Origin of the sequence: Bradyrhizobium sp. SZCCHNR3119, assembly GCF_032487775.1 — a bacterium.
In the GTDB taxonomy this organism is placed as follows: Bacteria; Pseudomonadota; Alphaproteobacteria; order Rhizobiales; family Xanthobacteraceae; genus Bradyrhizobium.
Genome location: NZ_JAUEUV010000001.1, coordinates 5,875,383 through 5,899,174 on the forward strand (window position 1 = coordinate 5,875,383; position 23,792 = coordinate 5,899,174).

The window sequence follows — 23,792 nt, forward strand, 5'->3', positions numbered from 1 at the left end:
ACAAACTGTTTGACCGACGAGCTGTTGTTCTTGGAGAGTGGTCATGGAGACGATGGATCCTGCGACGCGCCGCAAGCGATTGTCGGCGCGCCAGCAGATGCTTCTCGAAGAGCGTATCAAGGGAGCGAGAGGCGCGGCTGCGCCGATCCCGGTGAGGCGCGCCGCTGCTGGCTCTCCCGTGTCCTACGCTCAGGAGTCCCTCTGGTTCCTGGACCTGCTCGGATTTGCCGGCGCCGCCTACAACCTGCCGTTCGAGGTTCGGCTGGAAGGGGTGCTGGATACGGCCGTGCTCGAGCGGAGTCTGTTGGAGATTGTGCGGCGTCACGAGGTTCTGCGGAGCCGCCTGGACGTGAAGGACGACCAGCCGGTTCTGGTGGTTGATTCCCCCGGCGGCTTCCGGTTGGAACGGATCGACATCTCCGCCCTCCCGCCGGAGCTCAGGGAGGCGGAGATCATGCGCCTCGCCGATGAGGAGCTTGCGCGGCCGTTCGATCTCCGGCGCGGGCCGCTGTTTCGGGCAAAGTTGGTTCGCGTCGATGATGCCGACCATGTCGTGCTCGTGACCATGCATCATGTCGTCTGCGATGGCTGGTCGATTGCGCTTCTCATTGATGAGGTCAGCGCGCTGTACGAGGCCTATAGCCAGGGCCACGCATCGCCGCTGCCCGAGCTGCCGATCCAGTACGGTGATTACGCGATCTGGCAACGTGAGGCGGCGCAGGACCGCGTCCTGGACAAGCAGGTCGGCTATTGGAAGGAGAGGCTCGCGGGCGCACCTGTCGCACTGGATCTGCCGGTCGACCGTGTCCGGCCCAAGATGGCGAGCTTCAACGCCGGCACGATCAACGTCGCGTTATCGGCGGGCCTGTCGCGTCAGCTGTTCGAGCTCGCGCGGCGCGAAGGGGCGACGCTGTACATGCTGCTTCTCGCCGCCTATCAGGTCCTGCTGCAGCGCTATAGCGGGCAGGACGACATCGTCGTGGGTTCGCCAACGGCCGGGCGATCCCGCGCTGAATTCCAGGGAATGATCGGTCTGTTCGTCAATACAATCGTATTGAGGACGGATTTGTCGGGTGATCCGCCGTTTCTGGAGCTGCTGAAGCGCGTCAAGCAGGTGGCGATCGGGGCCTATGCGCATCAGGATGTGCCGTTCGAACGGCTGGTGAAGGAGCTGAACCCCGTCCGCGATCTCAACCGTTCCGCGATGTTTCAGACGGTGTTCTCACTGGAGAACCTGCCGCAGAGGCTGCTGACATTCGCCGGCATCAGGGCGCGGTGGATCCGCAGCAACATGCCGAGAGCCAAGCATGAGCTCGCTGTCTACTTTTACGAGCGCGGCGACCGGCTCGAGGGGCATGTCGAGTATGCCAAGGACCTGTTCGAAGCAACGACGATCGAGCGGCTCGTCGAGCATTTTCAGGTGCTGCTCGAGGCTGTGGTGGCGCGGCCCGAGGCACGTTTGTCGGATTTGCCCCTGCTTGGCGAGGACGAGCGCCATCGGCTGATCGTGGAATGGAACGCGACGACGTCAGCATATCCGGCCGACAAATGCTTGCATGAGTTGTTCCGGATCCAGGCGAGCCGGACGCCGGAGACGACGGCGGTCGTGTGTGGCGATGCATCGCTGAGCTATCGCGAGCTGGACCGTCGTTCGAACCAGCTGGCGCACCATCTGCGCCGGCTCGGGGTCGGGCCCGAAATGGTCGTTGGGCTCGGCCTCGAACGCAGCGTCGAGATGACCGTCGCGCTGCTCGGGATTCTCAAGGCGGGCGGGGCCTATCTGCCGCTTGATCTGAGTTATCCGGATGACCGGCTGGACGTCATGCTGGACGATGCAGCCGCCACAGTCGTGGCGACACGGTCGGCATTCGCGGCGCGGTTTGCGAGAGAAGGCCGTCGGGTGGTTGCTGTCGACGCCGACCTTGCGGATGCCGACGATCTGCTCGACCGCTCCCCGTGCAGCGGCGTGCAGCCGGGCAACATGGCCTATCTGCTCTATACGTCCGGATCGACCGGTCGACCGAAAGGAGTCGTCCTCGAGCATCGACATGTGACGAATTACGTGTCGGCGGTCGTGGAGGCCGCGGGGCTGGCAGAGACATCCAGCTACATGATGCTGCAGCCATTGACCGTCGATTCCTCGGTAACGGTGCTGTACCCATCGCTGCTGAGCGGCGGAACGCTGCATCTCGTCGGCTATGAGGAGACGCTGGACGCGCAATATCTGTCGAACTACGTCAGGAAGAGCCCGATCGATTGTCTCAAGATCGCGCCTCCGCATCTGCATTCGCTGCTGGACGCCGCAGGGAGCAGCGAGTTGCTGCCAAGGAAGGTTCTGATCGTCGGCGGCGACGTCAGTCGGTGGGAATGGGTCGAGAGACTCAGAGCCGCGGCGCCCGGCTGCCGGATCTTCAATCACTACGGGCCGACAGAGACGACGGTCGGGGTCACCGTCCAGAGTGTCGATGGCTGTATCCAGCGCGGCACCACCGAGTGCGTTCCGATTGGGCGGCCGCTCGCCAACACCCAGTCCTTCATTTTGGACGGGAATCTCGATCCGGCTCCGATCGGAGTGGTTGGCGACCTGTATATTGGTGGCGCCCAAGTGGCGCGCGGATATCTCGGTCGCGCGGACCTGACGGCCAGCAGCTTCATTCCAGATCCGTTTTCCGATTCCGGGCGCAGGCTGTATCGCACCGGCGATCGCGCCCGTTTTCTTTCAGACGGAAGCATCGAGTTCCTCGGGCGGGGTGACGATCAGGTCAAGATCCGAGGTTACCGCATCGAGCCTGAGGAGGTCACCGCGGCGCTGCTGACGCATCCCGCGGTTCGGCAGGCCGTCACGGTGGCGCGCGCCCTTGGCCACGAGAAGACCCTGATCGGCTACGTGGTGCTGCATGATGGAGGCCGCGCGGATGGCGCCGAGCTCCGCCGGCATCTCTCCGTTCGGCTGCCTCCGCACATGGTACCCTCGGCCATTGTGCAGCTCGAGCAATTGCCGCGAACGGCACACGGCAAGCTCGACCGCCGCGCATTGCCGATGCCGGACCTGCAACGCCTCACCGAATCCTATTCGGCGCCTCGCAACCCGGCCGAGGAAATGCTGGCGGCGATCTGGTGCGAGGTCTTGAGACGCGATCGGATCGGGATCGACGAGAACTTCTTCGAGCTCGGCGGGCATTCGCTGCTGGCAACGCGCGTGATGGCCCGGCTGCGGGATGCGCTGCAGGTCGAGTTGCCGCTGCGCGCATTGTTCGAAGCGCCGACGATCAGGGATCTGGCAGCACGGATCGAGGCGGAGCAGCTCGGCGGAGCGGTAGCCGTGTTGCCGCCGTTGCTCCGGCTCCCGGACCGCCCGGACCGGCCGGCGATGTCCTATGCGCAGGAGCGGCTGTGGTTCCTGGACCAGCTTGGTCTGGTGGGAGCAGCCTACAACATGCCGTTCGCGCTCAGACTCGAGGGTGAGCTCGATGTAGTCGCGTTGGAGCGGAGTCTGTCGGAGCTGGTGCGGCGCCACGAGGCGTTGCGGACGCATTTCGAGGCACTGGATGGGCAGGGCGTGCAGGTGATCGACGCTGCTGGCTCGTTTTGTCTTGCCAAGCGGGACCTGTCGGGGCTTGGCGTCGACGCACAGCAGGCCGAGGTTCGCCGCCTGGTGCAGGACGAAGTCTCGCATCGCTTCGCGCTGACGCGCAGGCCGTTGTTCCGGGCGACGCTGATCCGTCTCGGAGCCAGCGACCACGTGCTGCTGACGACGATGCATCACATCGTGTCGGATGGCTGGTCGATCGGCGTTCTGACGCGCGAGGTGGCGGCGTTGTATCAGGCATTCAGCCTCGGCGATCCATCGCCGCTGGCGGAGCTTCCGGTCCAGTATGCGGACTATGCGTTGTGGCAGCGGAGCTGGTTGCAGGGAGAGGTGTTGCAGCAGCAGATCGGCTATTGGAAGCGCCAGCTGCAGGGAGCGTCGCCCGCCTTGGACTTGCCGGCCGACCGGCCGCGGGCGGCGGTCGCCAGCTTCGCCGGTGGTGCGGTTGACTTCGCGCTCCCAGGCGAGCTGTCGGGAAAGCTCGCGGCGCTCGCGCGTCGCGAAGGCGTGACGCTGTATATGCTCTTGCTGGCCGCGTATCAGCTGTTGCTGAAGCGCTACAGCGGTCAGGATGACATTGTGGTCGGCACGCCGATCGCCGGCCGCCGGCGTCCCGAGCTGGAAGGGCTGATCGGATTCTTCGTTAACACGCTGGCAATGCGGACGGACCTGTCGGGGGATCCGATCTTCGTGCAGCTGTTGAAGCGCGTGAGGGATGTGGCGCTGGGCGCCTATGCGCATCAGGATCTGCCGTTTGAGAAGCTCGTCGAGGAGTTGCAGCCGGCGCGGGATCTTAGCCGTCAACCGGTGTTTCAGGTCTGCTTCAGCCTGCAGAACACGCCGCGTGAAGCCGTCGAGCTGCCTGCATTGACGCTTCGAATGCTCAGCGGTGAGCACCGGACTTCGTTGTTCGACCTGACGCTGTTCATGCGCGAGACCGACGCGGGGCTGATCGGGACGTTCGAATATGCATCGGATCTGTTCGACCGCACGACGATCGAGCGGCTGGCGGACCACTTCGCGCGACTGCTGGAAGGCATCGTGGCGACGCCGGACGCACGCCTATCGGCGCTGCCGTTGTTGAGCGAGGTAGAGCATCATCGGCTGGTTGTGGAATGGAATGCGACCGCGGCGAATGATCCTTCGGACAAGTGCCTGCATCAGCTGTTCGAAGCGCAGGCGGGGCGAACACCTGATGCGATTGCTCTCGTCGACGACGATCGACAGCTGAGCTATGCGGAGCTCGACCGCCGCGCGAACCGTCTGGCGCACCATCTGCGTCATCTCGGGGTGGGACCGGAGTTGGTGGTCGGGCTGTGTATCGGGCGCAGCCTCGAAATGATGATCGCGCTGCTGGGCATCCTCAAGGCGGGCGGCGCCTATCTCCCGCTGGATCCGTCCTATCCGGCCGACCGGCTGGCCTACATGCTGAACGATGCGAAAGCGCCGCTCGTGGTCACCATGGCGCATCTGGTGCCGCACTTGCCCGCCCACTCCGGCTCCATGTTGCGGATCGATGCGGATTGGGAGGATATCGCGCGTCAGCCCGCGACCCCGCCGGAGACCAGCGCCGTTCCTGCGAACCTTGCCTACGTCATTTACACCTCGGGCTCCACAGGTCGGCCAAAGGGGGTGTGCGGACTGCACGAAGGGATGGTGAACCGGATCGTGGCGCAGGAAGGCATCGCGGCGTTCGACGACGATGATGTCTGCTGCCAGAAGACCTCGATCGGCTTTGTGGACTCGATCTTCGAAAGCCTCGGACCGCTCTGCCGAGGTCTTCGCCTGGTCATCGCGCGCGACGCTGCAGGCCGGCGGCCGACGGAGCTCGTCGCGATGATGGCCGGACAAGGGGTGACGCGCGTCGTGATGGTGCCGTCCTTGGCGTTCGCGCTTGTGTCCGATGCGGCGACAAGAGCCCAACTATCGGGCTTGCGAAGCTGCACGCTGAGCGGGGAGGCCCTGAGCAGGGACCTGATGGTCCGCCTGACGGAGGCGTTGCCGGACTGCCGCTTCGTCAACATCTACGGCTCGTCCGAAGTCTCCGCCGATGCGTCGTCCTATGTCGTCGGGACGCCGATGCCTGCGGCCATTCCCATCGGCCGACCGATTCTGAACATGAAGGTCTTTGTCCTCGATCCCGATCTTCGTCCCGTCCCTATCGGCGTCGCCGGGGAATTATATGTAGGGGGCTTCGGTGTTGCGCGGGGCTATCTCGGCCGCCCTGATCTCACAGCGGAACGGTTCGTGCCGAATCCGTTCGGCGACGGCGAGCGATTGTACCAGACCGGCGATCGCGTGCGGTGGTGCGCCGATGGCAATCTGGAATTCCTCGGCCGGTCGGACCATCAGGTCAAGATCCGCGGCTTCCGGATCGAGCTCGGCGAGGTCGAGGCGGCGCTGCTCGCCGATGAATCCGTTGCGCAGGCTGCAGTGGTCGCGCACGAGGAGGAGGGCGACAAGCGCCTGGTCGCCTATGTTGTCGGAGCGGAGAATGGCGGGCAACTCGATGCCGACAAGCTTCGCAATCATCTGAAGCGGAGCCTGCCCGACTACATGGTCCCGTCGTCCTTCATGGCGATGGAGACCTTCCCGTTGACGCCGACCGGCAAGCTCGACCGCCGTGCCTTGCCGGCCCCGGGACCGCGCGCCTCGTCACGCCCCTATGTTGCGCCCCGTACGCCGGTCGAGGAGACGCTCGCGGCGATCTGGTGCGACATCCTAAAGCTGGATCGGATCGGAATCGACGACAACTTCTTCGAGCTTGGCGGGCATTCGCTGCTGGCGATGCGGATGATGGCGCGGCTGCGCGAAGCGCTCGCGATTGAGGTGCCGCTCCGCGCGCTGTTCGAAGCGCCCACTCTCGCTCGGCTGGCCGATTGGATCGATACGGTCCGTTGGGCCGCCCAGCCTCGGGCAGCCGATAGCGCGCAACGCTCGGAGGATCGTGACGAAGAGGTGGGGATCGTATGAGCACGGTCCAGGCTCTCCTGACGTCGCTGCGCAAGAACGGCGTGAGCATCTGGCTCGACAACGGGCAGCTCAAATACCGGGCGCCTGCCGGCGGCTTGTCGCAGGCCGAGCTGGCAGAACTCCGCGCGAACAAGGAAGGCGTGATCAGCTTCCTGACCTACGCACATCGCGCCGCGGCCAGCCGGCCAAAGCTGGCGGCCAGAGAGCCGTCGGATCGCGTGGCGATGTCGTATGCGCAGGAACGCTTGTGGTTCCTGGATCAGCTCGGGCTTGTGGGATCGGCCTACAACATGCCCTTCGCGCTCCGTCTGGATGGCGAACTTGACGCTGCCGCGCTGGAGCAGAGCCTGGCGGAGGTTGTGCGACGGCACGAGGCATTACGGACGCATATCGAGCTGGTGGACGGGCAGGGCGTGCAGGTGATCGATGCGGCCGCCTCGTTCCGTCTTGAGCTGCTGGATCTGTCGCACCTTGGCGTCAACACTCAGGAAGCTGAGATTCGACGTCTGGCAAAGGAGGAGGCCTCGTACCGCTTCGAGCTGACACGCGGCCCCGTGTTCAGGGCAAGGCTGATTCGGCTCGGAGCCAGGGATTACGTGGTGCTGGCGACGATGCATCACATCGTCTCGGATGGCTGGTCGATCGGCGTCCTCACGCGCGAGGTGGCGGCGATCTACGAGGCGTTCAGCCAGGGCAAATCATCGCCGCTGCCGGAGCTACCGGTCCAGTATGCCGACTACGCGCTCTGGCAGCGGGCCTGGCTGCAGGGCGACGCGCTGGAGCGTCAGCTTGCATATTGGAAGGAACGGCTGAAGGGAGCGCCAGCGGCGCTCGAGTTGCCGACAGACCGTCCGCGTCCGTCGGTGGCGAGCTTTGCCGGCGGCATGGTGCCGTTCACCCTGTCTCGCGAGCTGTCGGATGGACTGACGGCGCTGTCGCGTCGTTCGGGCGCGACGCTCTACATGGTACTGTTGGCCGCGTATCAGCTCCTGTTGTCGCGCTACAGTGGCCAGACCGACATCGTCGTGGGCTCGCCGATCGCCGGACGCATCGACCGCCAGCTGGAGGGGCTGATCGGGTTCTTCGTCAACACGCTCGCGATGCGCACCGACCTGTCGGATGATCCGAGCTTCATGGAGCTGCTGGCGCGGGTGAAGGAGATGGCGCTCGGCGCCTTTGCCCATCAGGACCTCCCGTTCGAGAGACTGGTGGAGGAGCTGCAGCCGGTCCGCGACCTGAGCCGGCAGCCGGTGTTCCAGGTGAGCTTCAGCCTGCAGAACGTGCCGCAGGAAGCGATCGAGCTCTCGGCGCTGACGTTTCGTCCGCTCGCAGGCGAGCAGCGGACGTCGGTGTTCGATCTGTCCTTGTTCGTCTGGGAGACCGACGGCCGCCTGCAGGGCCGTCTGGAATATGCGCTCGATCTGTTCGATCGTGGGACGGTCGAGCGGTTTGCGCACCATCTCGAGGTGCTGCTGGAAGGAATCGTCGCGGCGCCGGAGCGCCGGCTGTCATCATTGCCGGTGTTGAGCGCCGCTGATCGTCGCGTTCTGCTGGAGGATTGGGCGGGCCAGGCGACGTCCTATCCCGAGAACTGTCTGCACGAGCTGTTCATGGCGCAGGCCGCGCGTACGCCGGACGCGGTCGCGGTGGGGTTCGAGGGCGAGCAGCTGAGCTACCGCGAGCTGGACGCACGTTCGAACCAGCTGGCGCATCATCTGCGCTGCCTCGGCGTGGGCCCCGGGGTCGTGGTCGGACTTTGCGTCGAGCGCAGCCTGGAGCTGGTGGTGGCGCTGCTCGGAATCCTGAAGGCCGGCGGCGCCTATCTGCCGCTCGACCCGGGCTATCCATTGCAACGGCTGAGCTACATGCTGCACGACGCGGGCGCGCCGGTCATCGTGACCCAGCGGCATCTGGCCGGCGTGCTGCCCGCTCATGCAGCGCGCGTGGTGGAGCTCGATACGGAAGCAGCTGCTATCGCGGCCTGGCCGCAGCAGGCGCCGGTCGACACCAGCCGGCCAGCCAACCTCGCTTACGTCATCTACACCTCGGGCTCGACCGGACGGCCCAAGGGCGTCGCCGTCACCCATTCCAATATCGTTCGATTGGTCAAGAATGCGAACTATGTGAGCGTCGGGGTTGACGACGTATTCCTGCATCTGGCGCCGCTCGCCTTCGATGCCTCGACATTCGAAATCTGGATGCCGTTGTTAAACGGAGCGAGGCTCATCGTCTACCCGGCGGGATTTGTCGAGGTCGCGACGCTGAAGCGGGTGATCGCGGAATCCCGTGTCACGGTTCTCTGGCTGACGGCGGGACTGTTCCACACCGTCATCGAGCACGACATCGAGCTCGTCAGACCGCTGCGCTATCTGCTGGCGGGCGGAGACGTGCTCTCGCCGTCTCATGTCCAACGCGTCCTCGACGAGATGCCCGATTGCCAGCTCGTCAATGGCTACGGGCCCACGGAAGGCACCACCTTCAGCGCCTGTTTTGCGGTCGCGCCGCGGCCTGGACTGGCCGTCAACGTGCCGATCGGGCGGCCGATCTCGAATACCCAGCTGTACGTTCTGGATGACCAGGGTGAGCTCGTGCCCGCGGGCGTCGCCGGTGAGCTGTACATTGGCGGGGCAGGGCTCGCGCGCGGCTATTTCGGCCGCGCCGACCTGACGGCGGAGCGGTTCGTGCCGAGCCCGTTCGGCTGTGGCGAGCGGCTGTACCGCACGGGCGACCTGGCCCGGTGGCTTAAGGATGGCGTGCTCGAATATCTGGGGCGACGCGATCAACAGGTGAAGATCCGCGGCTTCCGCATCGAGCTTGGCGAGATCGAGGCGGCGCTGACCGAGCATGCCGGCGTTTCGCAGGCGGTCGTCGCCGCCCAGGCCGATAGCCGAGGCGGCAAGCGGCTGGTGGCCTATGTCGTGGGACATGCGGAGGTTGCCACGGAAGATCTGCGAGCCCATCTTGCGCGCCGTCTTCCCGACTACATGATGCCCTCGGCCTATGTCCAGCTCGCTACTCTGCCGTTGACGGCGAACGGCAAGCTGGATCGCGAGGCGCTGCCCGTACCGGAAACGGCAGCATTTCCGCATGACCGCTACGAAGCTCCGCGAGGCGAGACGGAGGAGCGGCTGGCGCAGATCTGGTGCGAGCTGCTGAAGGTCGCGCGTGTCGGCCGCCACGATGACTTCTTCGCGCTCGGCGGCCACTCGCTGCTGGCGATCACGCTGATCGAGCGGATGCGTCGAGCGGGCCTCGTTGCGGATATCCGGGCCGTGTTCAGTGCGTCTGACCTCGCCGGACTAGCGGCCGCCGCCAGCAGCGAGGTGCCATCTGTCGAGGTGCCCGCCAATCTAGTTCCCGAGGGCTGCACTGCGATCACGCCGGCGATGCTGCCGCTGGTGAAGCTGAGCCAGAGCGAGATCGACCTGATTGCCTCGGCTGTCGACGGCGGCATGGCCAACATTCAGGACATCTATCCTCTCGCGCCGCTGCAGGAGGGCGTCCTCTTCCATCACATGATGGATGCGGAGCATGATGCGTATCTGCTGTCGAGCGTGCTGGCGTTCGACACGCGGTCGCGGCTCGACGGCTTCGTCGCGGCATTGGACGCCGTCATCAGTCGGCACGACATTCTGCGAACGTCCGTGATGTGGGAGCAATTGCCGCAGCCGGTGCAGGTGGTGTGGCGGCGCGTGCGGCTTGCGGTCGAAGACGTGGTCCTCGATGAGCCGGGCGGCGATGCGGCTCTGCAGCTGCGGTCCCGCTTCGGACGCAGCCAACGACTCGATGTACGGCATGCGCCGCTCTTGCGGGGCTGTGTCGCCCACGACGGGCAGCATGGACGCTGGTTGCTGCTGCTGACCTATCATCATCTGGTCATGGATCATACGACCCTGGAGGTGCTCACGTATGAGGTTCATGCCCATCTGATGGGCCGGCAGGCGGAGCTGCCTGCGCCGGTGCCGTTCCGCAACTTCATCGGGCAGGCGCTGCACGGCGTCAGCACGGCGGAGCACGAGACGTTCTTCCGCGAGCTGTTGGCGGACGTGACCGAGCCATCAGCACCGTTCGGCCTCGTCAATGTGCAGGGAGACGGTACGGACATCGAGGACGCGCGTCATGCGCTTCCCGCCGCCCTGTCGGCACGACTGCGCGGCCACGCGCGTGAGCTCGGGGTGAGTGCTGCAAGCCTGTTTCACCTGGCGTGGGGGCTTGTGGTGTCGCGGACGTCGGGAGGGCGTGATGCGGTGTTTGGGACTGTGTTGTTCGGACGTTTGCACGGGATGTCCGGAGCGGATCGGACGGCGGGGATGTTCATCAACACGCTCCCGGTGCGGATTGCGATCGGAGAGAAGAGCGCAGCCGCGAGCGTTCGCGATGTCCATGCGCTGTTGGGGCGGCTCCTCCGTCACGAGCATGCTTCGCTCGCACTCGCGCAGCGCTGCTGCGGCATCAAAGGTTCCGGCCCACTGTTCACGTCACTGCTGAACTACCGCTACAGCGGCGGCGTGGCCAACGACCCGGCGTGGGACGGAATCGAGCTGTTGTGGGGAGAGGAACGCACGAACTATCCCGTGATGCTGTCGGTCGATGACGCCGGAGACGGCTTTGGCCTGACGGCGCAGACGATGAGGTCGATAGGAGCGGCCCCGCTGTGCAGGATGATGGAGACGGCGCTGACAGAGCTTGCGGATGCGTTGGCACAGCATCCGGAAAGGCCGATGAGACGGCTCGAGGTGCTGAGCGCCGCGGATCGTCGCCTTCTGCTGGAGGATTGGGCGGGCAAGGCTAAGGCCTATCCTGAGCGCTGTCTGCACGAGCTGTTCGCGGCGCAGGCTGCGCGTACGCCGGACGCCGTGGCGGTGGCGTTCGAGGGCGAGCAACTGAGCTACTGCGAGCTGGACGCACACGCGAACCAGCTGGCGCATCATCTGCGCGGGCTCGGCGTGGGGCCCGAGGTCGTCGTGGGGCTTTGCGTCGAGCGCAGCCTGGAGCTGGTGGTGGCGCTGCTGGGAATCCTGAAGGCCGGCGGAGCCTATCTGCCGCTCGACCCCGGCTACCCGGCGGATCGGCTGAGCTACATGCTGCATGACGCGGGCGCGCCGGTCATCGTGACGCAGCGGCACCTGGCCGGCGTGCTGCCCGCTCATGCAGGGCGGGTGGTGGAGCTCGATGCGGATGCGGCTGCTATCGCGGCTTGGCCGCAGCAGGCGCCGGTCGACACCAGCCGGCCGGCCAACCTCGCTTACGTCATCTACACCTCGGGCTCGACCGGACGGCCCAAGGGCGTGATGGTGGCGCATGCGGGGCTGATCAATTTCCTGACGGACATGGCCGTGCGTCCTGGCATCGACGCATCGGACGTCGTGGCGGCGGTGACGCCGATCTCGTTCGACATCGCAGGACTGGAGATCTACCTGCCGCTGCTCGCAGGGGCGCGCGTGGTGGTGCTGCCCCGCGAGCTCAGCGCCGACGGAGAACGCCTGCGCGAGCGGCTTGCCGTGATTGGGGCGACGATGCTGCAGGCGACCCCTGCGACGTGGCGCTTGTTGACCGACGCCGGCTGGCGACCGTCCGCTTCGCTGAAGGTGCTTTGTGGCGGCGAGGCATTGCCACCTGATCTGGCGTCGCGACTCGCGGACGGATCATCCGCGAGCTGGAATCTCTACGGTCCGACGGAGACGACGGTCTGGTCGAGCTTGAGCCGGATCACGACCGAGCGCCGGATCGGCATCGGGCATGCGATCGCGAACACGCAGCTTCATGTCCTCGATGGTCATGGCGAGCTGGTGCCCGTCGGTGTCGCGGGTGAGCTGTATATCGGTGGTGCAGGACTGGCACGGGGCTATTTCGGCCGCGCCGCCCTGACAGCAGAGCGGTTCGTGCCGAGCCCCTTCGGGGATGGCGAGCGGCTGTACCGGACGGGTGATCTCGTGCGCTGGCGAGCGGATGGCGAACTGGACTATCTCGGGCGGCTGGATCACCAGGTGAAGATCCGCGGCTTCCGGATTGAGCTTGGGGAGATCGAGGCGGCGCTCCTTGCGCACGCCGGCGTGTCGCAGGCGGTGGTGACGGCCCAGGAGAACGGTAGCGGTGGCACGCGGCTCGTGGCCTATGTGGTGGGAGAGGCGGCGGTGCGCGCAGAAGATCTGCGCGCGCAGCTGTCGCGGCGTCTTCCCGATTACATGGTCCCGTCGGCCTATGTGCAGCTGGCGGCTCTGCCGCAGACGCCGAACGGCAAGCTCGACCGCAAGGCGCTGCCTGCGCCGGGATCGGCAGCGTTTGGGCATCGCGCCTTCATTGCGCCGCTGGGCGAGGTCGAGGAGCGGCTGGCGCAGATCTGGTGCGAGCTGCTGAAGCTGGACCGTATTGGCCGGCATGACGACTTCTTTGCATTGGGTGGCCACTCGCTGCTGGCGATGCGGGCGCTTTCCCGGCTGCGCGACGAGTTCGTGATCGATCTCCCGCTACGGGCCATGTTCGATGCGCCGCGACTGAGCGATCTGGCGGGACGGATCGAGAGCGCGTTGCGCAGTGGCGCCGGAGTGGCGCTGCCGCCGCTGCAGGTTCAGCCGCGTCCGGAGCGGCTGGTGCTGTCCTACGCGCAGGAGCGATTGTGGTTCCTGGATCAGCTCGGGCTGGTGGGAGCGGCCTACAATCTGCCGTTTGCCGTGCGGCTCGAGGGGACCCTGGACACCATCGCGCTGGAGCGGAGCTTTGCCGAAGTGGTCCGGCGTCACGAGGCGATGCGGACGCACTTTGAGACGGAGCAAGGGCAGGCGGTGCAGATCATCGACGCCCCCTCGGTGTTCAGGCTCGGCCGAGACGATTTATCGGAACTCGAAGACGATGAGGTGCGCCGGCTCAGGATCGATCGTCTGCTCCGCGATGCGGCCGTGCAGCCGTTCGATCTGTCGCGGGGACCGCTGTTCCGGGCACGGTTGATCCGGCTGGGGCCGCAGGACCATGTGGTGCTGGTGACGATGCATCACATCGTGTCGGACGGCTGGTCGATCGGCGTGCTGGTCCGAGAGCTCGCAGCGCTGTACGAGGCCTATCGCACCAACGCTGCGCCGCCGCTGGCTGATCCCCAGGTGCAGTATGCGGACTATGCGCTGTGGCAGCGGGCCTGGCTGCAGGGCGAGGCGCTGGAGCGCCAGCTTGCCTATTGGAAGACGCGGCTGACGGGAGCGCCGGCAGCGCTGGAGCTGCCGACCAACCGTGCGCGTCCCGCGGTCGCGAGCTTTGCCGGCGGAATGGTGCCGTTCACGCTGTCGCGTGCGCTGTCGGACGGGCTCAAGGCGCTGTCGAGCCGTTCGGGCGCGACGCTCTACATGGTGCTGCTGGCCGCGCATCAGGTTCTGTTGTCGCGCTACAGCGGCCAGACCGACATCGTCGTGGGCTCGCCGATCGCCGGGCGCGTCGACCGCCAGCTGGAGGGACTGATTGGGTTCTTCGTCAACACGCTCGCGATGCGCACCGACCTGTCCGGGAATCCGAGCTTCATCGAGCTGCTCGGGCGGGTGAAGGAGGTGGCGCTCGGGGCCTATGCGCACCAGGATCTTCCGTTCGAGAAGCTGGTCGAGGAGTTGCAGCCGGTCCGCGACCTGAGCCGCCAGCCGGTGTTTCAGGTCAGCTTCAGCCTGCAGAATACGCCGCAGGACGCGATCGAGCTGCCGGTACTGACGCTTCGGCTGCTGGGCAGCGAGCACCGCACGTCGCTGTTCGATCTGACGCTGTTCATGCGCGAGACCGAGGCCGGCTTGGTCGGGACGTTTGAATATGCGTCGGATCTGTTCGACCGCGCGACCATCGAACGGCTGGCGGAACATTTCGAAATCCTGCTGGGTGGCATCGTGTCGACCCCGGAAGCCCGCTTGTCGGAGCTTCCGCTGCTGAGCGAGGCGGAGCGTCATCAGCTGATCATCGACTGGAATGCGACGAAGGCCGACTATCCGGCGGACAAATGCCTGCACGAGCTGTTTGCCGAGCAGGCCGCACGGACACCTGACGGCCTCGCCGTGGTGTTCGAGGGCCAGCAGCTGAGCTACCAGGAGCTGGACATACGTTCCAACCAGCTTGCGCACCATTTGCGTCGGCTTGGCGTGGGGCCTGAGGTCGTGGTGGGGCTGTGCGTCGAGCGCAGCCTGGAGATGGTGGTGGCCTTGCTCGGAATCCTGAAGGCGGGCGGGGCGTATCTGCCGCTCGACCCGGGCTATCCGGCGGAACGGTTGAGCTACATGATGCAGAACGCGGGCGCGCCCGTCATCGTGACGCAGCAGCGTCTTGCCGCGTCGCTTCCCGCGCATGCCGGCCGCGTGGTGGAGATCGACGCGGCATGGTCCGCCATTGCGGCCGAGCCGCAGCAGGCTCCTGTCGACAGCAGCCGTCCTGGCAATCTCGCTTATGTCATCTACACCTCGGGATCCACGGGGCGGCCCAAGGGGGTCGCCAACACGCATGGCGGCATCGTCAACCGGCTGGTGTGGATGCAGGCGGCCTACCGGCTCGGCCCCGGCGACCGCGTTCTGCAGAAGACGCCGTTTTCGTTCGACGTGTCAGTGTGGGAGTTCTTCTGGCCGCTGATCGAGGGCGTGCCGCTCGTCGTGGCCCGGCCCGAGGGTCATCAGGATCCCTCCTATCTCGCGGCCCTGATCCAGCGTGAGGCGGTGACCATCGCGCACTTCGTCCCGTCGATGCTGCAGGTGTTCCTGGAGACCGAGGATGTCTCCCGCTGTGTCAGCCTGCGTGCCGTGATGTGCAGCGGCGAGGCGCTCGGGGGAGAGCTGAAGACGCGGTTCCTGCGGCGTTCGCGCAGCGAGCTGCACAATCTCTACGGACCGACCGAAGCTGCGGTGGATGTGAGCGCGTTCGCGTGCCGCCTGGGGGCGGATGCGGTCAGCGTGCCGATCGGCCGTCCGATCTCGAACATGCAGCTCCATGTTCTGGATGATCACGGTGCGCTCGTGCCCGTCGGCGTCGCCGGCGAGTTGTATATCGGCGGCGTGGGACTTGCTCGCGGCTATTTCGGCCGTGCCGATCTGACGGCGGAGCGCTTCGTTCCGAGCCCGTTCGGAGATGGCGAGCGGTTGTACCGGACGGGAGATCTCGTCCGGTGTCGCACGGACGGCGAACTGGAATATCTGGGTCGCCTGGATCATCAGGTGAAGATCCGCGGCTTCAGAATCGAGCTCGGCGAGATCGAGGCTGCGCTCGCCGAGCATGCCGACGTGTCGCAGGCGGTGGTGACGGCGCCGGCTGACGGCAGCGGCGACAGGCGGCTCGTTGCCTATGTCGTCGGTGACGAGAAGACCATCGACCCGGTGGCGTTGAGCGCGCATCTCAAGCGACGGGTTCCAGACTACATGGTGCCTGCAGCCTCGGCCTTCGTCATTCTGGATCAGCTTCCGCTCTCGCCGAACGGGAAGCTCGACCGCGACGCGCTGCCGCAACCGCAACGGCGGCACAGCGCCGGTGAAGCTGCTCCACGCACGGCCGCCGAGGAAATTCTCGCGAAGCTGTGGTCGGACCTGCTCGGACTACACGGCGTCGGCGTGCATGACGATTTCTTTGAGCTCGGCGGCCATTCGCTGCTGGCGATGCGCTTGATCGCGCAAGTCCGACATGCGCTCGGCGTCGATCTGCCGGTGCGCCTCCTGTTCGAGGAGAAGCCGACGATTGGGGTGATGGCCGCCCACATCGCCGTCGCGCGGGCGGCGAAACAAGGGTTCGAGATGCAGGGATCGGGCAGGCGCGACTACTCCTGCATCATTCCGATACAGTTGAGCGAGCAGGGGACGCCGATCATCTGTGTTCATCCCATCGGGGGAGGCATCCTGTGCTATCGCGACCTCGCGAAGTCGCTGGGGCCCGGCTATTCCGTCTACGGCATCAAGGCGCTTGGTCTTCATGGCGAGCAGGATCCGCTGGTCTCGATCGACCAGATGGCGGATCACCATGTCGCCCGCATGCTTGAGATACAGCAGACGGGACCGTTCAACCTCGTCGGCTGGTCCGCCGGCGGGCTGATCGCCTTTGCCATCGCCAGGAAGCTGAACGAGCTCGGACATCAGGTCGGGGTGCTGGCGCTGATCGATACCGTTCCGCCGAGCTCCACCGGAGAGTGGCGGCACAACAGGCGCCAGGTCGAACGCACCGAGTGGCTCACATTCATGGGCGTGTTGGAAATTCCGCCACAGCGCGGGCTGACGTCGCGATGGCATTCGTTCTGGCGGCTCTCCGATGCTGCCAAGGCCGATTATGTGCTGCGTCTGGCCAAGCGCCACAGGTCGCTGTCCAGCGAAATGACGGACGCAGAGTTCGCGCATGTGGTCTCCGTGTTCCAGGCCAATCTGCATGCTCTCCAGCAGCACGTGGTGTCGCCCTATGTCGGGAAGCTGTTGCTGTTCCAGCCGGACGGAGATCCGGTCAGGACGCCGGATCACTTCGCCAGGGCTGAGGAATTCTGGCGATCCAAGTCGCTGAACGGCTTTGACGTGCATTACGTCCCAGGCAATCACGGCTCCATGATCCAGCATCCGGCCTCGGACCACATCGCGGCTCGCTTGCGGGCCGAGCTCGAGAGAGCCCAGCCCGTCTCCGAGAGATTGGCCGTCGAGCCGGTCTAGGTCATCCTCATGCAGAACAATCTCGTCTCTTTCCTACTTCGCCTAGTGCCCGGGCCTATCGCTGTCGCCTCGGGGTGCAGCATTGTCGCGGCTGCCACGACCGTCGCGCTGTTTGCCTACGTCTTTGCGCATGTTCGCCTCCAGGCGCCGGCTGCTCTGCCCGAGGTCATCTCATTCGCGGCCCTCGCATCGGCATCGGTCGTCAGCCGTCTCGCCGCCGCGAGAGCTTCGGTCCGTGTTGGCAGCGCAGTCATTCTGCGGCTTCGAAAGACGTTGGTCTCGGCGATTCTGAATACGCGCTACCGCCAGCTCGAGATGATCGGAGCCGGAAGGCTGAAAGCGGTCGTCGCCGCCGACGTCCAGACGATTGCGACGGCGGCTCCCATCCTCGTCAACATGGTGACGAACCTCGCGATGGTCGCGAGCCTCCTGGTCTACATGTGCTGGCTCTCGCCGGTGGGAGCAGGCGTGATCGTCGGCGCGGCGATGATTGGCGTGCCGCTGTACTGGGCCGTGGTCGAGCGGTCGACCAGATTGAGCTATCAGGCCTGGCTGGCGTGGGAGCGCCTCGACAAGGTGCTGGGGGGCCTGATCGCAGGACTGAAACAGCTGAAATTGAGCGCGGTCCGAACGTCCAGTTACCTGTCCGAGGACATCGATGGGCGTCAGACCGAGTTTCTCCGCTTTCGCGAGCAGGCGACATGGGCCGGCGCCATCGCGATGAATGTTGGGCAGGCCGTGTTTCTGCTGGTGATCGGAATCCTCTTGTTTCAGCATTCTCCGGACGCCCGGCATGTCGAGTTCTTCTTTGCTGCGATCTACCTGATCGGCCCGTTGGATGCCGCCATCGGGTCGTTCGCGTCGCTCGGACATGTCAATGCGGTGTTTCGCAGGATTCAAGATCTCGGCGTGGTGCTTGCGTCATCATCAGCCGTTGACCCCGAAGCGGGAGAGAGCGGCGCGGGTGATGTCCCGTGGCGGCAGGTTAGCTTCGAGGGCGTCTGTTATTCCTACGGCGAGCCCGGGCCCGCCGATGCATTTGCATTCGGGCCGGTGGATCTCGTGCTGAAACGCCGAGAGATCGTCTTCATCAAGGGCGGAAACGGCAGCGGCAAGAGCACCTTTGCGCGGCTGCTCGCCGGCCTGTACGAGCCGTCGAGCGGCGTGATCCTCTTGGACGGTCGGCCGATCGATGATCGGAGCCGCGAGCTCTATCGCCAGATCTACAGCTGCCTGTTCGAGGATGCGCATGCGTTCGAGCGCATTCCCGGAAACGAGACCTGCGATGATCGCGCGCGCGGCTTGCTTGAGGAATGGTCGATCGACCGCAAGGTCATGACGGAGCACGCCAGGTTCTTGAACACACAGGATCTGTCGCGTGGTCAGAAGGGGCGGCTGCTGCTCGTATCTGCCTTGATGGAAGATCGCGACATCTACATCTTTGACGAATGGGCTGCAGATCAGGACGCGAGATCGCGGGAGCAGTTTTATCTCTCGCTCCTGCCGGCGTTGAAGCGCGACGGGAAGCTCGTTATCGTGTTGACGCATGACGAGTCATTCGACGCCGTCGCTGATCGCATCGTCAGGTTCCATGATGGAAGGATCGCAGCCGATATGTCGGCCATAACTGGATATGAAGGGTTGTCGCGTGCAGGCGTCGTCTAGCCGATCTGTGTTGCGCTATGCCAGCGCGCGACCCGGTTGCCCGAAGTTGCTGTGCTTTCCCTACGCCGGCGGCGTGGCCGCGGGCTATCGCGATTGGGCCGTGGCGCTGTCGCCGCATGTCGATGTCGTGGCCGTCGAATATCCCGGCAGGGGATTTCGCCGGCGCGAGCAGCTCTCGCGCCGGATTGCCGATCTCGTCCAGGGGATCATTCCCGAGATCGTGGCGGAAATGACCGGGCCGATCATTCTGTTCGGCCACAGCATGGGGGCTCTGGTCGCGTTCGAGGTGTTGCGCGTCTTGTCTCCCAGGCGGCCCGTGATCGCCGCCGTGATGTCCGGTTGTCGGCCGCCCGTCCTGCGCGGCTCCGAGCCGGAGATCCACGCTCTGCCCGACGAGGAGTTCATCGAGGAGTTGCGCAAGCTCGACGGTACGCCGGAGGAGCTGCTCGCTGACCGGGACCTGATGGAGCTCGCGATGCCGGTATTGCGCGCCGATTTCGAGGCAGTTGCGACATATGACGCGCCGAAGGCGTTCAAACTATCCTGTCCGCTGCTAGTCTATGGTGGCGAGAGCGACAACAGTGTCGGTCTCGACGAGCTGGAAGGATGGCGGGAGCACGCCGCCGTCTCCTGCGCCGTCAGGGCGTTTCCGGGTAACCATTTCTTCGTCCGCTCTGCGGAGCAGGACGTGTTGAGCACGCTACGACGTGACATCCGTTCACTCACCGCGGTGTGAGAGCTATCGGAATAGAGGCGCGGCGCAGCTTGCGTCGACGGCTGACTGTAACCCGTGGTTTCCGTCCCGCTCTCATTCGATAGTAGCTGGCACCAGTTCAGAAGTTGGGCATTGCCGTGCAAGCGATAGCAGCCGATAGTTGTCAAAAGGAGCTTGGCCTGATCGTGCAAAATATTCCTGTGGAATCAAGACGCAGAAAAATCGTCGGTGCCACCATCGGCATCCTGAAGCAGCGCCGCGAAATAAGATCAAAGTATCAATGATTTAGTTGCGTGTTAAACAATCGAGTGGGAGTAGGGTGGTTCGCCTCGGCCGTACGCTGCAAGTAGCAGGTACCGATCAGCGTGCGGCTGCAGATGGTTTGGCGATCCGCAGGCCATCTTCCAGTGTCACGCCGTTTGCAGGTTGATCCGTCAGGATTGCCACAGGGAACAACAGCCTTGCGCCCTTGTCAGATCGCAACGGTGCCAATTGTTGTGTGCGCGATGCCGCAGCGGTGGCGCTCCCACATGGCGCCATAAAGACTTTCGAGAGCCGCTGTATAGGCGGCCACGTCGAAAAGCGGCGTCGTCATGCGGTTGCGTCGGAGCTTGGCTTTGCACGCATGCAGCAGGCCCGGCTGTGTCGCGAACGCCAAGGCGGCTGAAAAATACTCGTCCTCGTTTCGGGCTATCAGCTCCGGCATCCCGATCGCATGCAAGAGGCTTCCGGCCACTCGGGACGGAAAGGTCTCGCCGGCGCATGTGATGATCGGGACGCCGCACCACAATGCATCACTTGCCGTCGTATGAGCGCCAAACGGTGAGGTATCGAGAACGAGGTCGGCATTCTGCAGACGGCTCAGGTGATCACTCTGAGTCATGTGGGGAGCAAAGACGAGACGATCAGGGATGATCCCGCGTCGCAAGGCTTCTCCCCGAAGATTGCCTTGCGCGCGCTCGTCGGCAAGGAGCCACAACACGCTGTCGGGGGCTGCATTGAGCAAGCGGCACCATAAGTCAAAGCGCGGCGGTGTGATCTTGTAGGCCTGATTGAAGCAGCAGAACACAAAACCCGTCTTCGGCAAGCCAAGCTCTGCGCGCTCAGGCCGACGGCCGATGGTGCTTTTTCGGCCATGCGGCTGATATGAGTGTGGCATATAGGCGAAGGCTTCCGAATAGGCAGAGGCAATCTCCATCGGCGTCATGAACGGGTCGGTGATGATGTAGTCGCACGTGTCCCCGCCCATCGTCCCGGGATATCCGAGATAGTTCACCTGAACAGGTGCAGGATGCAGCATCATGATGCCTGTCCGAGCGCCCCGCGTGTATCCCTTCAGGTCGACAAGGATATCGATTCCTGCGCTGTGTATGGTGCGCGCGGCGTCCGTGTCGCTCATCGCCGTCACGTCATGAAAAGCGTCGAAACTGCTGCAGAGGCGTTGACGCATTCCTCCGCCGTCGTCGACGCCGAATGAATAGGCATGCACCTCGAAGCGGTTGTGGTCATGCGCCTCGAGCGTCTCGATGAGCAACCGCGATGTGGCATGGTCGTGGAAGTCGTTCGAGAGATAGGCGACGCGTATCTTATCGCGAGGAGCGATGGGAAACCGGAAAGCAAGCCTGTCGCGTTCAGGACGACGTGCGGCGATCCGATCGCGCACCCAAAGATCTGAACACACGCGCTGCTCGTGCGCGCTTATTCCGGGAAGGGAGAGGAGCAGGAACGGCGGCACCTCACCCCCTTGGTCTCGCGCCAGCACGGCTCGCATTTGCGACTGGGACTGATCGAACTCGTCCCACTCGCACATGTCTTGGCTGCGGCCTGAATATCTCGTCAAATTGCCTCCCATCCTGGTTCAGGCTGTCGGTTGCGTTTGCTGCCGTCGTGGCAAACCGGCCAGACGACGTTCAGGTTGGGGCCAATCCGACATTCGTGCGAGGCGTTGTGTCAGGGAGCCGACGGGATCAGATACTCGGGATGCGCCAGCCCGTCGCCTATGGTGCAATAGACGTCAAAGCAAATGGTGGGCCACGACGCGCAGCCTTCGGCCGCGCTGCCGTCGGGATGATTTTGAAGGTCTACCGACCGGTGCAGCGCACGGCCGGGCGCGCGCGGTTGCGGTCGTAGGCAGGATGGGTTGAGCCGGCGGCGAAACCCCTCGATTGATTGGTTCGGTCAGGATGGGTTTCGCTGACGGCGGTCAGCCGGTCGCTGCCTGCAGGGAGCGGTTGTGCTCGGCCTTGCTATAGGGGCGCCCTGCAATGTCGTCCGCGAACATTGCAGATCATCCCCGTCGGCCCGCACCCATCATGCGCCATTTGGTGGAGCTGAAGAATGTCTGGAACCCCATTGGAGAAGAGCGCACCACCAACTGAACGCCTCGCCCGACGCGGCCGAAAGTGTGAGGGCAGGCAGAATGACAATGCAAACCGTGATGCAGGGAGAGACCATGCTCAAGACCCTCGATCCGCTGCTCAATGCCGACGTGCTCTATGCGCTGCGCGCGATGGGGCATGGCGACCGGCTGGTGATCTGCGACACCAATTTTCCGGCCGACGCGATCGCGCGCCAGACCGTGTTTGGCGAACTGCTGCGCATCGACAATGTGAGCGCGGCCCGGGCCGTCCAGGCGGTGCTGTCGGTGCTGCCGCTCGACACCTTCGTCAACGATGCCGCGGTCAGGATGGAGGTAGTCGGCCAGCCCGAGGTGGTGCCGCCGGTGCAGCAGGAGGTCCAGGCCGTGATCGATCGCGCCGAAGGAAAATCCTGGCCGCTGGTCGGCGTCGAGCGCCACGCGTTCTATGAGAAGGCGAAGGCCGCCTATTGCGTGATCGCGACAGGCGAGCGCCGGTTCTACGGCTGCTTCATTTTCAGCAAGGGCGTCGTCGCGCCGGACGCGTCGTGAGCATACTCCTGGCCGCGCTGCACATGGGTGATGCGCGTCGTGTTCTCTTGGCATAGCCCGGGCGAGCGCCCGCCGAGGCCCAACGGGCGTCGGCGGGAGCGACCCCGGAGGCGAGGCCGGCGCGCATGTCGCTACGCTCATGGCGGCCTACGGGACTGGCTCGCGCTCTGTAAGCGGTTGAGCGCCGAGAGCGGTCATTGACCGGCCGCGGCAGCGAGCCATGCCCTTCTGCCCTTACATGTTTCCATGGCCCGCTCGTAGGCGTCGCGTGCGCTGGTGCGGGCCATATAGGCCTGCTCCGCCTCGCCGAGGGCGATGCCCCCAAATCTTCGGGCCAGCTCCAGGGCATAGGTCACCGAAATGTCGGCCGCCGTAAACGCCTCGCCGGCGAGATAGGGCGAGCGCGCAAGCTGCCGCCTCACCAGCCGCAGCCGGCTCTCGAACATCTCCAGCGCTTGGCCGGCGCTCCAGTTGTTCCGCTCGGCCTCGGGGGCGAAATTGCGGGCGCCGCCGACGAAGTAAGCGCCCATCGCGAGGCCGGCTTCTCCCAGGTGCAGGAACTGCTGATAGGTGGGGAAGGTGGGATCGTGCGGGTCCGGGGCGAGCGACGTCGGCCCGTGGCGGGTCATCAGGTACTCCATGATCGCAATCGACTCGACCATGGTGACATCGCCGTCCTGGATGGCCGGGATGAATCCGGCGGGGTTGACGGCCAGGAACTCCGCGTCGTTCTCGACGCCGGCAAGGTCCACCGGCCTCAGTCGGTAGGCGAGCCCCATTTCCTCCAGCAGCCAGACGACCCGGAACCCTCTCCCTTCGCCGAAGACGGTGATCATGTTCGCGGTTCCCTGGGTGGAGCGGCTCAATTCAATCGCTCAAAGTTCGCGCGAGCGCAACCGGATCGACGGCACCAAGTCCGTCTCCGCGCTGCAGCCTGTCGACCAGTGTTTGCCTTGTGTCACGGTCCAATCAACCGCATCTCGCGCCAACAGAGGGGCCTGTTCGGGCGGAGCGCCTGGACGCGCGGGTGAGTGCCGCGCACCAGAGCCTGATCAAGCGTTCAGCTGCCTTGCAGGGGCGAAGCGCAACGGATTTCGTGCTGGCCAGCGTACAGGACGCGGGGGGGCGACAATGAGGAGCATAACCAGCTCAGGCTCTCGATGCGCGACAGCGAAGCGATGCGTGGCTGAACGCGAGGCTATCGTGAGTGAACAGGCGCCTGACGTGAGGCCGATTACGCCGCGCCATTTCGGATCGAAGCGCTCGGGGCGCATCACGACCAAAAATGGGGTCGCAGCGACGTAGCGCGCTCGG

Annotated in this window: 9 protein-coding genes; 7 read left to right on the forward strand and 2 right to left on the reverse strand. The window is 64.9% G+C overall.

The annotated features are described in order from the left end of the window. The first annotated feature begins 43 nt into the window (after window positions 1-43). The 5 genes from QX034_RS27040 (at window position 44) to QX034_RS27060 (ending at window position 19,854) form a co-directional block, all read left to right on the forward strand. Window positions 44-6,562, forward strand: a complete 6,519-nt coding sequence (locus QX034_RS27040; RefSeq protein ID WP_315705401.1) for a non-ribosomal peptide synthetase — start codon at window positions 44-46, stop codon at window positions 6,560-6,562. After that, window positions 6,559-17,190 (forward strand): non-ribosomal peptide synthetase, encoded by a 10,632-nt coding sequence (locus tag QX034_RS27045; RefSeq protein WP_315705402.1) that lies wholly within the window; start codon window positions 6,559-6,561, stop codon window positions 17,188-17,190. The genes QX034_RS27040 and QX034_RS27045 overlap by 4 nt, the downstream gene beginning before the upstream one ends. A gap of 9 nt (window positions 17,191-17,199) precedes the next feature. After that, window positions 17,200-18,855 carry a cyclic peptide export ABC transporter gene (locus QX034_RS27050; RefSeq protein ID WP_315705403.1) on the forward strand — a complete coding sequence of 552 codons (1,656 nt, stop codon included), beginning with the start codon at window positions 17,200-17,202 and terminating at the stop codon, window positions 18,853-18,855. A gap of 10 nt (window positions 18,856-18,865) precedes the next feature. Then, window positions 18,866-19,591: a thioesterase II family protein gene (locus tag QX034_RS27055; RefSeq protein WP_315705404.1), complete on the forward strand. Its 726-nt coding sequence runs from the start codon at window positions 18,866-18,868 to the stop codon at window positions 19,589-19,591. 104 nt (window positions 19,592-19,695) lie between these two features. Next, a complete protein-coding gene (locus QX034_RS27060) occupies window positions 19,696-19,854 on the forward strand; it encodes a hypothetical protein (RefSeq protein WP_315728667.1) in 159 nt (52 codons plus the stop codon). Window positions 19,855-20,042: 188 nt separating this feature from the next. Here the strand turns inward: QX034_RS27060 and QX034_RS27065 are convergent, their stop codons facing one another. Then, complete coding sequence (locus QX034_RS27065; protein WP_315705405.1) at window positions 20,043-21,380, reverse strand: UDP-N-acetylglucosamine-peptide N-acetylglucosaminyltransferase; 1,338 nt, start codon at window positions 21,378-21,380, stop codon at window positions 20,043-20,045. Window positions 21,381-22,022: 642 nt separating this feature from the next. Between QX034_RS27065 and QX034_RS27070 the strand changes: the two genes are divergently transcribed. Beyond that, window positions 22,023-22,478 (forward strand): RbsD/FucU family protein, encoded by a 456-nt coding sequence (locus QX034_RS27070; protein ID WP_315705481.1) that lies wholly within the window; start codon window positions 22,023-22,025, stop codon window positions 22,476-22,478. A gap of 194 nt (window positions 22,479-22,672) precedes the next feature. Here QX034_RS27070 and QX034_RS27075 read toward each other — a convergent pair whose 3' ends face one another. After that, a complete protein-coding gene (locus tag QX034_RS27075) occupies window positions 22,673-23,314 on the reverse strand; it encodes a glutathione S-transferase family protein (RefSeq protein ID WP_315705406.1) in 642 nt (213 codons plus the stop codon). 191 nt (window positions 23,315-23,505) lie between these two features. Here QX034_RS27075 and QX034_RS27080 point away from each other — a divergent pair, with 191 nt between their 5' ends. Further along, complete coding sequence (locus tag QX034_RS27080; protein ID WP_315705407.1) at window positions 23,506-23,613, forward strand: DUF1778 domain-containing protein; 108 nt, start codon at window positions 23,506-23,508, stop codon at window positions 23,611-23,613. Window positions 23,614-23,792 lie beyond the last annotated feature (179 nt).